The following is a 15,660-nucleotide window of genomic DNA, read 5'->3' as shown; positions in this document are numbered from 1 at the left end:
TTCTAGTGATTAATAATAAATTATTTTCGCCCAAAAATATTCTAATTTACAATAACAGAAATAGAAACGAAGCTTCGTCTTGATAACTGAATTAAAGTCCTTTCTTTGCTGCTGCAATCAGACTAATATCTTTATAACGCATATTGAATTTTTTACTAAGATGTTGATTCGTCAAGCCTCCTTGATAACTATAAACGCCCTTTGCAAAACCCATATCAGCATAAATCATTTCTTCAATACTTCCCAGTTCGCCAGCACGTAAAAGCAATGGAGCAAAAATATTACTTAGTGCATTAGCTGCTGTTCTTGCCACACGAGATGGAATATTCGGAACGCAGTAATGAATAACATCATACTTTCTATAAATAGGTTTATGGTGTGAAGTGGTTTCAGATGTTTCTATACAACCTCCATAATCAATACTGACATCAATAATGATAGAGTTAGGCTTCATACGTGATACCATTTCTTCTGTAACGACAGAAGGCGTACGACCGTTTTCTGGACGAATTGCTCCTATCACTACGTCAGCTTCTTCTAAGGCTGTTTTGAGTGTTCCCAAATCAAAAATAGAAGTGAAAAGGTGGGGTTGAAGTAGATTATATTTAATTCTACGAAGCATTGGCACACTGCTATCAAATACTTTTACGCTTGCTCCTAAGCCTAAAGCTGTTCGTGCAGCATATTCTCCAACTGTTCCCGAACCCAAAACGACAACATTTGTTGGTGCAACGCCTGTAATTCCTCCCAAAATAATTCCTTGTCCTTCGTTAGCACTGCTCAAATACTCTGCTGCAATCAGCATAACCGTACTACCTGCAATTTCACTCATTGAGCGAACGACAGGCAAACCTCCTTCTCTATTTTGAATCATTTCATAAGCAACTGCCGTAATTTTTTTACGATTGATGGCGTGAAGATATTCAGGAGTTACGTTGGCTAAATGAAGTGTAGAGATAAGCGTTTTCTTGCTCTGCATTTTCTCCAATTCTTTGAGTGTGGGAGGAGCAACTTTCAAGACAATTTCTGATTGAAAAACTTCTTCTGCCGAATACTTTATCTGTGCACCTGCATCACTATACTCGTGGTCGGTATATTTACACCTTTCGCCTGCACCCGTTTCTATAACTACTTGATGTCCGTTAGCAACTAATAGCCGAACAGCTTCTGGACGAACAGCTACCCTAAACTCATCTTTATTATTTTCTTTTGGAATACCGATAGTGAGTTGTTGGTTGCGCTCACGTACTTTAGCGAGCATTTCTTGGGGCTGATAATATTCGTACTGTTGTATTAATTTTTTTATTGCATCATCTTGGCTCATAAGCTACTCAAGGTTAAAGTACGTGAATGGGTAGTTGGGTTGATTTCTATATCGATTTGTAAATATTCCTCTGGTAGAAAAGGCTCTATTTTGGAAGCCCACTCTATAAAACAATAATTTCCATGATTTTCTACTTTTTCAAAATATTCATCTAATCCTAACTCCAAAACTTCGGAAGGGTTATCTATTCTATAAAAATCGCAATGATAAATTAGTTTTTCTTCTTGATTGTCATACTTGCCTTCATATTCATTGATGAGGGCAAATGTCGGACTGCTGACAGTTGTTTCTACTCCTAGTTCCTTACAAACAGCTTTGGTAAAAGTAGTCTTTCCTGCTCCCAAATCGCCTTCCAAAATCCAAATACGTCTATTGAGGGTATTTGCCACCGCAATAACTTTTTTTGCAACCATTGGCAGTTCGTCAAGTGAAGGACATTCAAATTGTATTGGGTTAGAAAAAGGAATAGTCATTTTCTAAGAAAAAGTAGAATAAAAATAAGTGAAAATCAAAATTTTATCGAAGATACACAGAATTTGAGAATTTTATAGGAAAAAATGACGAAATTATATCAAAACAGCTTATTTCTACGTATGAAATGACATGTGCTTTTTTATGATATTGAACAATGAAAACTATCTACCTCTTTAATTTCTAATTTACCAAATCATTTTCGTTATGAAATCCAATCATTTTTTTATTATGCTCAAAGGGATTATATTTTCTTTCCTTGCTCTTTCTATTTTTATTAGTTGTTCTAAAAAAGAAGAAGATGAAGAAAAACCAAAAGAGCCAGTAGCTTCTTTTACATTTACGCCTGTAAGTCCCAAAGTCAATGAAGCTGTAACTTTCAATAATACCAGTACAGATGCTACTACTTTTCAGTGGTCAGCAGCAGGAACAAGTTTTAGTTCAACAGAAAAGAATCCTACTTTTACATTTACAGAAGAAGGTGACTTTACGGTAACCTTAGTCGCAACAGGTGAAGGAGGAAGCAATACCACAACAAGAGAAATTAGCATTGCTCCTGCCGATGTTACTGCTCCAGCACCAGTAGCAGCCTTTAGCTTTTCCCCTACTAACCCACAGACTGGGCAGGAAGTAACCTTTACCAATGAAAGCCAAAACGCTACATCTTATGAGTGGTCGTCAGAACGTGCAGGCTTTAGCTCTACGGAAGAAAATCCTACATTTACGTTTGATACAGATGGAGAGTTTGAAGTAAAATTGGTTGCTAAAAATGCAGACGGAGATAGCAATGAGACAACTCAAACGATTACCGTAATCACAGCAGAACCAACTCCAGACCCAATAGCAGCGTTTAGTTTTTCTCCAAGTAGCCCAACAGCAGGAGAGGAAGTAACTTTTACAAACGAGAGTCAAAATGCTACTTCTTACGAGTGGTCAGCAGTAGGAACGAGTTTCAGCTCCACAGAAGAAAACCCTACTTTTACGTTTGATGCAGATGGTAGTTTTGAGGTAAAATTAGTGGCTAAAAATGCAGATGGTGATAGCGATGAGACAACTCAAACAGTAACAGTATCAGCTTCTACACCAGCTCCAGTAGCAGCCTTTAGCTTCACACCAGCAAATCCTAAGGCTGGAGAAGAGGTTACTTTCATCAATGAAAGCCAAAATGCTACTTCGTTTCAATGGTCGGCAGCAGGAACGAGCTTCAACTCCACAGAAGAAAACCCTAAGTTTACTTTTGATACAGACGGAGTAGTAGAAGTAAAATTAGTAGTTTCTAATTCGGCAGGAACAAGCGAAACAACAACTAGCATAACCATAGAAGCTGCTTCTACTGGTGGAAATCCTTGTAACTTGCCAGAGTGTTATGTGGAAAGAACAACTTCTGCAACGGCTGGAGGAAATGTTACGGTTACTTATTCTTATACAACAGTAAATGGTAAAAAACTACCTTCACAAATTTCTACAAGTACTATTGGAGGAACTTTTGTTACCAATATTCAATACGATGCACAAGGACGTAGAATAAAAGATGAAAGCAGGTTTGGAGCAACTTTGAGTAATTATGTTGAATATGAATATAGTAATAATGACAGAACAGTTAGAGCTAATGGCTATGATGCTAGTGGAAACCTAACAGGCTATTCTATTAGCGAATATGATGCAAACAATAGACTTACTCGTACAGATAACTATGATGCAGCAGGAACATTGACAGGTTATACAGTTTATTCAGACTTCTTAAGTATAGAGGGTAGTTTCCCACAGCTGGTAGAAACCTTTGATGCTAGTGGTGCGCTTACACAAAAAGATGTTTATACGTATCAAGACTGTCAGCTTATCAAAACAGTTTCAACAGATGGAAGTGGAACTCTACTAGGAGAAGTAGAAAACACTATCGACGCAAGAGGACTTTTGCGTACGAGTAAAGCTACTATTTATTCACAAGCAGGAACGATTGTAAGTAATACAGATTATGTGTATGACTGTGATTAATTAAAAGCTGAAAATGAAAATTGTTTAAGAATATACAAGTGTTGGTACTGACCTTAGTCTTTAGGCTAGTCTCGCTAGAGCAGACCATAAATAATTTGTTTTTTCTCTATTGACTTTGCCAACTTTCAGGTCTTAAACAACTTCATAGCCTTACTATAAAAAGTCTAACTGATTTTCAATCAGTTAGACTTTTTTAATGCCAATTTACTGGAACTTTTATACTTTCTTTGAAGTTGATTTTTATCAATTTATATGTATTTGAATAGATTTTTTTAAATAATGAAAAATTTAGAAGCATCATCGTTTTCTAGCTATGAAAAAATACCTACCAGTTTGAAAAAACTAGGTCTGAATCAGTATCAATACACAGAATTAGATAAAATAGAGTGGATAGTAACAGAAAAAATACACGGTGCAAATTTTTCTTTTATCTATCAAGATGGAAGGCTTCATTATGGCAAGCGAAAGGAATATTTAGATTGGAAAGACGACTTTTTTGGCTTTCAACTGGTTGTAAACAAACTAGAAAGTCAAATTATTAGCTTTTTTGAAGAGTTGATGCAAACGATAGAAGCTGAAAAATATATTATCTACGGAGAGCTTTTTGGTGGAGAATATCCACATTCTGAAGTAGAGAAAGTAGAAAGTCTGCAAGCTATCCAAACAGGAATTTATTATAGCCCAACGATTGAATTTTGTGCCTTCGATATTGCCTTTGAAACTGAAAACATCAAAACCTATTTGGATTATGACAAAGCAATACGACTATTTGAAACACACAAACTACTATATGCTAAAAATCTTTTTATTGGAAAGCTGAATGAAGCTTTAGAGTTTGATATTCGTATTAATTCTACTATTCCAATACAATTAAATTTGCCAAATTTTAAAAATAATTTGATAGAAGGCATCGTAATTAAGCCGCTCCAAGAATTAGATACAGAAATATTTCCTAATCGCCCTATCTTGAAAATCAAAAATCCAGAATTTGAAGAAAACAAGGCATTTCATGAAGCGCAAAAATGGTCGTTTGTTCCAAATATTTCCTCCAATACAGAAGAATTACAGTTTTTGGTAGAAGAATTAAGAAACTACATTACTCAAAACAGGCTACAAAGTGCCATTTCAAAGATTGGAAAACTAGATTTTGATAATTCAGAGCGAATAGAGGAAATCAGAGAAGAATTTGTCAAGGATATTCTGATAGATTTTGATCAAGACAATGATACGATTTTGGTAGAACTATCATCTCATCAAAAGCAATGGATTGAAGAAAGAATCACAGCAGATTGTCAGAAATTTATGTCTAAAAAATAATAATTTCTGTAGAGATAAGGCACGCCTTATCTTGAAACGCATAAAAAAACAAAAAAGAAGGTAACAAGCGAGGAAAATGCTTGTAGTCAGAAAACTCTGAACTACTCGTCGCTCTTTTCTTTCTACAAAATAGAAAAACAGTGAGCTGGCAATTCGACATCTACAAGAGACTTACAGAAAAGACCATTACGTACATTTTCCGATTTTTGCCACGGAGCTAGGCTCATCTTCACACATTCGGTCACCCAAAATATCGCTACTTTAAGACGCTTAACGAAGTATTTTTTCTCTACGACACTTCTTTTTTATTTATCTTCTCACTCTAAGTGAGCTACATTTTGAAAAAGAGGTAACAAGCAAAAAGGGAACAAAACTTTCCGAAGAAAGTCCTCGCATTTAGCCACTCTGCCACTTTCTCTAAATTTTAGAAAAAGACAGGATTCGAACCTGTGAAATCGTAAGAAATAAGAAGTAACCCTTTTTTACGACACTCTTTACTTTTTGAAAAAAGAAGGTAACAGGCGAAAAGACTACATTTGCTGCTCTATCCAGTTGAGCTATTTCTTCAAACTGTTTTTAGTAAAAAGAAAATGGGATTCGAACCCATAACCTGCCGAGCCGTAATCGAAGTAAGCCTATTCTACGACACTTCTTTTATTTACAATCAAAAAAACAAAAAAGGTAATATTCGAAAAAGGCAAACCTTATTAAAAGGCTCTTGCATAACCACTCTGCCACTCTTTCTAAGGCTTAGAAAGAAACAGGATTCGAACCTGTGTACAGAAGTATCCTTTCTCTACGACACTTTTTTATTTTCTGTTTTAATAGAAATAAATGAGGTAACAAGCGAAAAGACCACGTTTGCTGCTCTAACCTGACTGAGCTACTCTCTACATTTTAAAATACTAAATAGGTAGAGAGGCAGGATTCGAACCTGCGACCTGCCGAACCCAAATCGAAGTAAGTCTCTTCTACGACACTCATTTATATTTTTCCTCAACGACGCTTTAAAGCTCGTTGACGGTTAAACTTTAATAATACAATAACAAAAAAGGTAACAAGCGAAAAGACCACGTTTGCTGCTCTACCAGACTGAGCTACTCCCCAAGATTGATTATTTTTTTTGCTAGGGAGGTGGGATTCGAACCCACGACACGCCGATTAATAGTCGAAGTAAGTCTATTCTACGACACTTTTTTGTTATTATATTTTTGTAAAAATGAGGTAATAAGCAAAAAGAGGATTGTACGTTTATTTCGTTCTTTGTTCGTTTAAGACGAAAATAGTGTACGAGCCTACTTGTGATTTATAAAGAAGGAACTCTTTTTTACGACACTCATTTTATTTCTTGCTCTCTTTTAAAAAAGAGGTTACAGGCGAGGAGAGACTTTTTTTCAGCGTCTTAGACCAACTAGACCACATCCTACAAAATGGGTAGAACGGTAGGATTCGAACCTACGACCTCTGGCGTTACAGGCGAAGTAACTCTCTTCTACGACACTCTTTTTTACTTGTACACCAGTCTTCCAGACTGGGTAAAATGAAATATTATTTTCTCAATCTAAAGAATGAGCTGCATTTTTTGAAAATGAGGCAACAGGCAAAGAAAGTAGATGAACTACATCTTAGAAAAATTCTAAGGTGAAGGGACTCGAACCCGACTATTTGAGTATATCTAAACAGTTGTTCCAACCAAGAAGTAACTCTCTTCTACGGCACTCATTATTTTTACTCTCACTCTAAAGAATGAGCTGCATTTTTTGAAAATGAGGCAATAGACAAAAAAAGTATGAAACTGAACTACATTCCAAACATGACAGTTTTGGAAAGGTAGGAATTGAACCCACGTCCTCTTGCGAAATAAGGCAAGCGTTCTAACCGAAGTAACTTTTCTTTACGGCACTCATTATATTTTTTCTCACTCTGAAGAGTGAGTTATGTTTTATCAACTATTGCCAGTGTTTGCCTTAGCAAACGACTGACAAAGTTGTATTTATTCTAAAATTCTAGTTCTTGGATTTGGCTCAAAGTATCTTGACCATTTTCGATGGCTTCCATTACTTCAAAAACCTTATCCGACCAACCAGCCACTAAGCTAACATCGTTTGTTTTAAGTTGAAGTGGCATTTTGCCGTATCCTTGCAAATCAAACAAGTAGAGTTTAGCATTTGGTGCGACTTCTTTCTTGTACTGATTCCAGTAGTCTGAAATGCTTTCTTTACTGTAATTGCTATTCCAAAGTTGGCAGTCTGTAAAAATCATTACTTTGTCTATTTTTTGCTTACGCTTCAAAATATCTTTGATGACTAAGTAACCATTTGTAGAGTAACCCACTTCTCCTTCACGCTTACGCAAATTTTGCACATTAGAAAGAATATTTCCTTTTGGTAGATTAATAACTTTCCAAGTATCTCCAAAAAGACCACTAATTACAGACTCTGAACGGTGTTGCAAAAGCATTCCCAAAACAAGCCCAATGTCGTAGCCCAAAACAGAGCTTCTTGGCGAGATTGGAAATTGCATAGAACCTGAAACGTCACAAGCTATCAAGACAGAAGTGTTCTCATCAAAACCTTTCAAGTTTCTAATAGAAATTTTTACAGCTTCTTCTAGTGCAGAAAGTAGAATTTGAACGTTCACAAAAGGTTGTTTTTCTAACTCTCTAAATGCTGACAAGAAACGGAAAGGAAGTTGTTTCGACCTTTCTACTTCTTTTTGGTTAGAAAGCCTTTGAGCTACTTTTTTGATATGTTCTTTACTCACATTTGATTGAAGCATATTTCTAAGGTTTCTCAAAAGAGCCATGTAGCCTAGTTTACCACTATCGATAAGTTCTTGCCACTTCTCTCTGAGAGCATTTTGCTTGTCTATTTCATTGGCGAATTCAGATTGCCCTAATCTTGAGAGTTCTACTTCCCATGTATAAGGCACTTGCAAAGTATCTTCTACAATTTTATTAAAAAGCATTTGCTGACTTTCGTCTTTTGCTTTTGGGTGAACCAAAAACAGTGCATCACGCAATCTAATTTCTGTATCTCTGTTGTATTTAGCAAATTGGTATTCGTCAAACCTATTGAAACTGATTGCCAAACCTTTCTGCAACTGCTTAGAAAGACGATTTAATTTTTTGACATCGCTTCTCTTGTTTGCAGCTTGGTAATATGCCAAGAGTTCGGTTATCTCATCAGCACGCTTCACAATTCGGCTTACCAAACGGCTTACCAAGTCATTTCCCTTATGAACTTTAGCAAGTTCTACTGCCAAAACCAAAGGGATAGAACGCAAATACATTTTCTCACGAGCATAAACAGCTAGTTTTGCCACAAAAAGAGGGTCGTTTTGAGCAATGAGTTTTCTCAAACGGCTTATTCTATCATCTGTAGCTTCGTAAAATGTATTGCTAAGTGAAGAAGTAACCACAGCAGAATATAGTTCCAACGCTGGAGAAATGCTGTATGCTTTTGCTCCTTCGTAGTTGGTTGTGATGTGGGTTCTTTTTGTTGTGCTATTGAATCTCATGACGTTTGTGTTTAAGGTTTGTTCCTTATTTGATGATAGCAACAACGTACTGATGATTTTTAGTTCATTTGAGTAGAAAAAAACTATATAATTCTATTCTTGAAGGTTAAGATTCAGAACCTTTTTATTTTTAATATAAGTCATCTAATCGCATACGAAGGTATTTACTTACAGCAATATAAGCACTTACTGTATTTATGCTTATTCCTAAAACTAGAAGTGTAATACCAAGACCAATTATAGAACCCATATAATCGAAGGCGTTAAGCTCAGGAATCCAAAGTGCAAAGCCTTTTGCTAGAATCAGCACCAAAATATAGGCACAGATACTTCCAATTATACCATGGAATAAAGCACGACGAAGAAAGGGTTTTTTTATAAAGAATGGAGCAGCCCCAACCAGTTGCATACTGCGAATGAGAAAACGTTGTGAGAAAAGAGCCAAACGAACGCCACTATCAATTAAGATTACGGCAGCAATAAAAAAAACTAATGCAAAGGCAAAAAAGATATAACTAACCATTTGTAGATTTTTTGTAATTTCTTCAATGTATTTGTCTTTGAAATCTACTTCGTACACTCCTTCAATACTTTCAATTTGAGCCTTCAGAAGAGCCATTTTATCTTTTTGGTAATATGATTCCTCTACATTGATGTAATACGCATCTGGCAAACGATTTTCTCCCACTAAAAACTCTTCAAACTCTACGCCTGCCTCCTGTCGCATCATATCGGTAGCTTCTTTGCTAGACATAAAACGAATACGAGGCTTGCCCTCCTTATCTTTCAAGACAAATTCCAGTTCAGTGAGTTTCTTTTGAATGCTCAAACGCTGATTTTCATTGACATCTCTACGCAAATAGACCTCTACTTCTACATTTTCTTTTGTTCTGACCGAAAACTGATAGGTATAAATCAGAATCAAGCCCAAGATTCCAGTAATAAAAAGTGCTAAGGTAATATTTATCAGCACTCCTATATAGGGATAACTGCCTATGCGTTTCTTAGAAAAAGGGCGATTGATGGAAGGGAGTTGCAATTTTATTTAGTGATTAATCTTTTAATGATTAGTGATTAATGAAAGGTTAGAGTACTGGACATGATATAAAAGTTGTTGGTGTCGCTACACTAAAACACCAACGAACGGTGTTTTTTTCCCTGTTCTGTGACTCACAGAACAGCAAACATCTATGAATGTCCAGTACTCTAATGAAAGGTATATTAACCTTCTACAAAAGTACTAAAAAGTAATTTATTTATTCAAGCTACTCAAAATAAAGGGTTTTCTTTGCTATTTTACCAAAATGAAAACAAAAAAAGAATTTTCTGTCTATGTACTTGTAAATCCAAATAATTCCTTAATTTTGTATGGCAAATAGTAACATTACATTATTTGCCATGTCTGAAACGAAACACACCCAAAACGGTGCTGCTACAACTAGCCACCCTACTCTACAAAATCAGAATTCATCTGATGCCTATGCTTCTAAATTTCTGATGGAAGCTCTTACTTATGACGATGTATTGCTTGTTCCAGCTTACTCTGAAACGCTACCAAGAAATACACAAACTAAAACTCGGCTTACAAAAAAAATAACACTCAATGTTCCTATTGTCTCTGCTGCTATGGATACAGTGAGTGAGGCTGAAATGGCGATTGCGATTGCACAAGAAGGTGGAATGGCTTTCATCCATAAAAATATGAGTATTACCAAACAAGCCGAGCAAGTAAGAAAAGTAAAACGTTCGGAAAGTGGAATGATTATAGACCCAGTAACTGTTCTGCCTAGTCAAACCCTTGCTGATGCAAATAGATTGATGAAAGAGTTCAAGATTGGTGGTATTCCAGTAGTTGATGAAAATACAAAACTTGTCGGAATTCTTACCAACAGAGATTTGCGTTTTCAAAAAGACTTATCTCTTCCTGTTTCAGATATAATGACTTCTGAAAATCTCATTACAGCAAAAGAAGGAGTAGATTTAGAACAAGCAGAAGATATTTTAGATGAAAACAAAATTGAAAAGCTACTTATCGTAGATGATAATTACAAGCTCGTTGGACTCATCACTTATAAAGACATTTTAAAAAATAGCGACAGACCCAATGCTTGTAAAGACGAATTAGGACGTTTGCGTGTAGGTGCTGCCGTAGGAGTTACAGGCGATACACTAGAAAGAGTAGCTGCTCTTGTAAAGTCTGGCGTAGATGCTATCACGATTGATACAGCACACGGACACTCAAAAGGTGTTATCGAAATGCTCAAAAAAGTAAAAACAGCATATCCAAATCTACAAGTGATTGTGGGAAATGTAGCCACAGGAGCAGGAGCTAAGGCACTAGCCGATGCAGGAGCTGATGCAGTAAAAGTAGGTGTAGGACCGGGTAGTATCTGTACCACACGTATTATTGCAGGGGTAGGAATGCCACAACTTTCTGCTGTTTTTGAAGCGGCACAAGCAGTGAAAGGAACAGGAGTTCCAATTATTGCAGATGGTGGTGTTCGTTTTTCAGGAGATGTAGTAAAAGCTATTGCAGCAGGAGCATCTAGCATTATGATAGGTTCGCTTTTGGCAGGAACAGACGAAGCCCCTGGGGAAATGATAATTTATGAAGGTAGGAAATTCAAATATTATCGTGGAATGGGTTCTATTGAAGCAATGGAAGATGGCTCAAAAGACCGTTATTTTCAAGACACAGAAGACGATATTAAGAAACTCGTTCCAGAAGGAATTACAGGTAGAGTTGCTTACAAAGGAAAGGCTGCTGAAGTAATTTATCAACTCGTTGGAGGGCTTAAAGCTGGAATGGGCTATTGTGGTGCAGCTTCTATTGAAGACTTACAGAAAGCACAATTTGTCAAGATTACCAATGCTGGAATGAGAGAAAGTCATCCACACGACGTAATGATAACTCGTGAAGCTCCAAATTATAGTAGAAATTAATTTTATCAATTTCAGAGCTTATCAAAATGCACAGAGCGATTAGTTTTGTGCATTTTTATTTCAAAATATTCTCTTTATTACTCTATCCTCAAAATCTCTTCAAAGATTATTGAGCCTTGTGGGTCAGCTATTTCTATATAATACTCTTGATTAGGTTTCAGAGATAAGTTTACAGATTTTTCATTTTGGATTGCTATAACTTGAAAAGGAACAGCTTTTCTTGTAATTTTCCATTCTTCCAAATTATATACTTTCAGACTTCCTTTGTATGTTGTCTTTTCAATATCTAGTTCTGTTTTTACACTATCCGAAAAGGTATATTTTATCTCTCTTTTCTCTTGAGGAAATTTATAAAAAGAGTTAGCGATCTTGATATCAACTTCAATTCCACCATTATAAGTACTGGCATCGACTATCGAAAGCCAATTATTTTCTGACATATTCATATACTCCACTTGGTCTATTGTCAGAGGGTTAATTCCAGATAAAAGTTCAAACTCTTTTGCCATCATGTTTCTCTGCTTCTCAGTTTTTGCTTTTTTCTCACTAATATGCCCAAAACCTGCAAAAACAAGCACTTTTGCATCTTTATCTTTAGCTATTGTTTTTTCAAAAATATTCTTTGCTTGTTTTTTTTCTCTGTCTTTTCCGTATTCATCATAACCGAAAATATAAAATCCTCTTTTGTGAGCTTGACGAATCAAATCTGCCATAGCAGGTTCTAGTGTGTAAAAACCAGAAGATTGAATGACAAACCCTCTTTCATTTATAGTAGTATCGTGTTTTCCAAGTCCTTCTAAAGCCAAAAAACAAAACTCTTCTTTATAAAAATCTGCTAACAAATGAGTTACTAATAAACGATGTTGAGGGTCAAAATGAGCTTCATTAAACATCACTACTTGATTTTGCCTAGCTTTTTCTATAATAAAATCTACTGCTTTTTCATTCTCTGCCAAGAAAGAAGGCAAAGTATCATTGTCTATCTTTTTAAGATACGTTAGATTACGCCATTCTTTCCAAAATAAAGGTAGTTTTTCAGAACGATGAATAAAAGAGTGGTATGTCGCTGATGTTTGAGTAAAACTAGCTTTTTCCCTTTCTGTTTGGTAGTTGTTGCTATAATAATCTAATTTTATGAGAGGTAAAATATAATTTCCTGTAGAATCTATAGATTTTGAGAAGGCTTCATTGGCAAGGGCAAAAGGATTTTCTGGTGTAGCCATTTCGTAATCTTTGCCTACTTTTATAGACTTAAATGAGTTTTGATAACCTTGAGTGAAAACTTGAGCATCATAATCCTTTAACTTTCTGCTATTATCGTGAGCATAGAAGTGTATGAAAGTAGTCTTTTGTAGGGTGTTTGTAGATTTTTTCAAAAACTTTATTTGTGGTATCTAATCTTTCCAATACTTGATTCTTATTTTTCTTAGTAATTGGATATACAAAAATATAATGTTTTGTAGGACTAAATTTAATTAGAGGAAAGTCTGCACCAGTTAAAAACATTTTCTTGGAAAAACGCTTCCTATCTTTTTTTGGCATGTATTTTTTTACACTATCCCAGCTAGTCATAGTTTCAAAAGTACCCCAAGTTGTATAAGAAAACTCATATTGCTCATTGCTATACTGAGTTTCAAACTCTTTCGCTACTTTATGAGCATTTGGGTCGTGTTTAGAGCTTTTACAACTACAAAACAGGCAGATGATAAGCAAAATATTAATCTTGAAAAAAAACTTTTTGGAATTGGAATACATACGATAAGTTTTGTATAATTACTATTACATCTATCTCAATCGCAACTTAGTAAAAATCTATCAAAATGTGCAACTGTTATGAACTTCTGTTTTTCTGATAAAAAAGTCGCATAGGATATAAAAAATATCTCCTTTCCATTCAAAAAAATAATTCGTATTTTGTCATTGATTCTAAGAAAAAGCAGAAACTACAACTGAATGAAGAATTTTCGTATTACTATTTGGCAACGCATCTTTGGAGGGTTTTCAGCTCTTCTCCTGCTTTTCATTGTGGGGGCAGTTATGCTTATTGTTCAACTTAACCAAAATGTTGCTCAAATAGAAGAATATACAGAAGTGGTTCAGCCTTCTGTAGAAAACTTAAAGGAACTTCGTAGTCTTGCCAATAGCTCTATGCGTCTTATTACGAGTTATGTCTATTTTCAGAATGAAAGCCAAAACGATGCTGCCAAAAATTCTTTGCGAAAGCTACAAAGCAAGACCTATCCAGCCGTAAAGGATAAACTCATCTCTCTTTCAGAAGGATGGCAAAATGACGACGAAACAGCTTTTGAAATATTGAACAATACTTTTATTGCTATGGACAGTATGCATAGCATTGAGCAGCGTATTGTTTCTTCATTAAATAATAAAACAGCCGTAGAAAAAAATCTTTTAGTGCAAGAGACGAGGTTTCAAATGCAGATGCAAACCCTAAATGGTATTTTTGAGCAGATAAAGATAGATTTGGAGGCATTAATAGAAAGTAAAAAAGTAGCAGGTCAGCAAACCCAAGACATGCTCAATGACTCTTCGGTTACACTGCGAAATCGAACTATTTTTATAAGTATAATTGCCATTATTTTAGGTTTTACTCTTGCCTTTTTGTTAGCTCAAAAGATTATTTCAAGGATAAAAGTAGTGAAGGAAAACATCAAGAAATTGAGTGAAGGTATTCTGCCACGTTTTGAAAAATACAAAGATGAAGAGCAGCTAAAACGAGTAGATGAAATTGGAGAAATGGAAATTGCACTTCAAACACTTATTGTTGGGCTAAAAGATACTTCTGAGTTTGCAAAAGAAATAGGACAAGGAAAGTATCAATCTAAATTTATACCTCTTTCAGAGCAAGATATTTTAGGTAACTCACTTCTCAAAATGCGTAACAACCTAAGGGAAACCGAAGCGAGTGCAAAAGAAAGACGATGGAAAAACGAAGGAACAATGCTTGTTTCTGATATTCTTCGAAATAGCAATCGAACTTTTGAAGAAATCACAGACGAACTTATTACTACGTTAGTAAAATATTTAGAAGCTAATCAAGGAGGGTTTTTCTTGAAAGAACTAAATGGAAAGCACGAGTATTTGAAACTAATGGCATATTATGCGTGGGATAAAAAACGTTTTTTGGAAGGAACAATTCAACTAGGCGAAGGGCTTACAGGGCAAGCGTGGCAAGAAGGACAGACAATGCATCTGACCGATGTCCCAAAAGAATATGTAGCCGTTACTTCTGGACTAGGCAAGGCGAATCCACGTTCTGTTTTGATTGTACCGATGTTACTCAATAAGCAAGTATATGGAATGATAGAAATTGCCTCCTTTAAAAAATTTGAACCGTATCAGATTGAGTTTTTAGAAACTATTGGCGAAACTGTTGCTGCAACGCTTTCTATCTTGCAAAGCAATATTACAGGGCAGCGTTTGTTAGAAGAATCTGAACAAATGACCCAACAACTCCGAGCGCAAGAAGAAGAAATGCGTCAAAATATGGAAGAGTTGCAAGCCACACAAGAAGAGATGGGAAGGGTACAGAAAGAATTGCAGTATAGAAACGAGCTTATCGAATCTAGTTTTTATTTATTAGAATTAGACTATAAAAAGAATATTACAAGTATCAACGATTCTGCTATTGATGTATTGGGCTATTCGAAATCTACACTCCTAGAACGTTCTGCTTTTGGAATATTTGCCCAAGAAGGCGAACTCCAACAAGGTTTCAATACGATGGCACAAGGAACAATTTGGAAAGCAGAGACTACGATGCTCAACCGTGAGGGAGATGAAATCTGGGTACAAGCAATAGGAGTTGCTATTTTCAATAATGCTGGTACGATTGAACGTTATGTTCTTGTATTGGCAGATATTTCTCAGCTCAAACACAATGAAGCCAAAATCAAGGAACAGACTACCAAAATAGAAGAAAGCCGAAATGCAGAAAAAAAGCGTTCCGAATATGCTCTAAAAGCACAAAAAAATATGCTTCAAAAATTGCTTAATAAACACAATGCAGAAAAAGAAGCTCTACAAAAGCGTATCGAAGAGTTGGAAAATGCTAAAAATTAAGTTTACCTCAT

Annotated in this window: 10 protein-coding genes and 2 tRNA genes; 4 read left to right on the top strand and 8 right to left on the bottom strand. The window is 35.6% G+C overall.

Going from position 1 to position 15,660, the window contains the following annotated elements; genetic code table 11:
• Positions 1–91: 91 nt before the first annotated feature.
• Together QZ659_RS00145 and tsaE are read right to left on the bottom strand one after the other, a co-directional pair.
• On the bottom strand, positions 92–1,324 hold the full coding sequence (locus tag QZ659_RS00145; RefSeq protein ID WP_291720031.1) for an alanine dehydrogenase: 1,233 nt from the start codon (positions 1,322–1,324) through the stop codon (positions 92–94).
• On the bottom strand, positions 1,321–1,797 hold the full coding sequence (gene tsaE / locus QZ659_RS00140) for a tRNA (adenosine(37)-N6)-threonylcarbamoyltransferase complex ATPase subunit type 1 TsaE (protein ID WP_291720028.1): 477 nt from the start codon (positions 1,795–1,797) through the stop codon (positions 1,321–1,323). Before tsaE ends, QZ659_RS00145 begins: the two co-directional genes overlap by 4 nt.
• 205 nt (positions 1,798–2,002) lie before the next feature.
• Between tsaE and QZ659_RS00135 the strand changes: the two genes are divergently transcribed.
• Both QZ659_RS00135 and QZ659_RS00130 read left to right on the top strand, forming a co-directional pair.
• Positions 2,003–3,790, top strand: a complete 1,788-nt coding sequence (locus QZ659_RS00135; RefSeq protein WP_291720025.1) for a PKD domain-containing protein — start codon at positions 2,003–2,005, stop codon at positions 3,788–3,790.
• A 279-nt stretch (positions 3,791–4,069) separates the two neighbouring features.
• Positions 4,070–5,107, top strand: a complete 1,038-nt coding sequence (locus QZ659_RS00130) for an RNA ligase family protein (protein ID WP_291720023.1) — start codon at positions 4,070–4,072, stop codon at positions 5,105–5,107.
• Between the two features lie 426 nt (positions 5,108–5,533).
• On the opposite strand, the gene QZ659_RS00125 is transcribed toward QZ659_RS00130, so the two are convergent.
• From QZ659_RS00125 to QZ659_RS00110, 4 genes are all read right to left on the bottom strand, one after another.
• Positions 5,534–5,674: transfer RNA gene (locus QZ659_RS00125), tRNA-OTHER, on the bottom strand.
• Positions 5,675–5,859: 185 nt separating this feature from the next.
• Positions 5,860–5,999 (bottom strand) — tRNA-OTHER (locus tag QZ659_RS00120).
• Between the two features lie 1,106 nt (positions 6,000–7,105).
• On the bottom strand, positions 7,106–8,626 hold the full coding sequence (locus QZ659_RS00115) for a TROVE domain-containing protein (protein WP_291720020.1): 1,521 nt from the start codon (positions 8,624–8,626) through the stop codon (positions 7,106–7,108).
• 130 nt (positions 8,627–8,756) lie between these two features.
• On the bottom strand, positions 8,757–9,665 hold the full coding sequence (locus tag QZ659_RS00110; protein WP_291720017.1) for a cell division protein FtsX: 909 nt from the start codon (positions 9,663–9,665) through the stop codon (positions 8,757–8,759).
• 458 nt (positions 9,666–10,123) lie between these two features.
• Here QZ659_RS00110 and guaB point away from each other — a divergent pair, with 458 nt between their 5' ends.
• A complete protein-coding gene (gene guaB, locus QZ659_RS00105; RefSeq protein ID WP_291720328.1) occupies positions 10,124–11,569 on the top strand; it encodes an IMP dehydrogenase in 1,446 nt (481 codons plus the stop codon).
• A 77-nt stretch (positions 11,570–11,646) separates the two neighbouring features.
• Here guaB and QZ659_RS00100 read toward each other — a convergent pair whose 3' ends face one another.
• Together QZ659_RS00100 and QZ659_RS00095 are read right to left on the bottom strand one after the other, a co-directional pair.
• A complete protein-coding gene (locus tag QZ659_RS00100; RefSeq protein ID WP_291720014.1) occupies positions 11,647–12,945 on the bottom strand; it encodes a hypothetical protein in 1,299 nt (432 codons plus the stop codon).
• Complete coding sequence (locus QZ659_RS00095) at positions 12,884–13,324, bottom strand: hypothetical protein (protein WP_291720011.1); 441 nt, start codon at positions 13,322–13,324, stop codon at positions 12,884–12,886. The genes QZ659_RS00100 and QZ659_RS00095 overlap by 62 nt, the downstream gene beginning before the upstream one ends.
• Positions 13,325–13,522: 198 nt before the next feature.
• Here QZ659_RS00095 and QZ659_RS00090 point away from each other — a divergent pair, with 198 nt between their 5' ends.
• Positions 13,523–15,649: a GAF domain-containing protein gene (locus tag QZ659_RS00090; RefSeq protein ID WP_291720008.1), complete on the top strand. Its 2,127-nt coding sequence runs from the start codon at positions 13,523–13,525 to the stop codon at positions 15,647–15,649.
• Positions 15,650–15,660 lie beyond the last annotated feature (11 nt).

The organism is Bernardetia sp. (assembly GCF_020630935.1).
Taxonomy (GTDB): Bacteria; Bacteroidota; Bacteroidia; order Cytophagales; family Bernardetiaceae; genus Bernardetia.
This window is presented reverse-complemented; position numbering and strand designations above follow the sequence as displayed.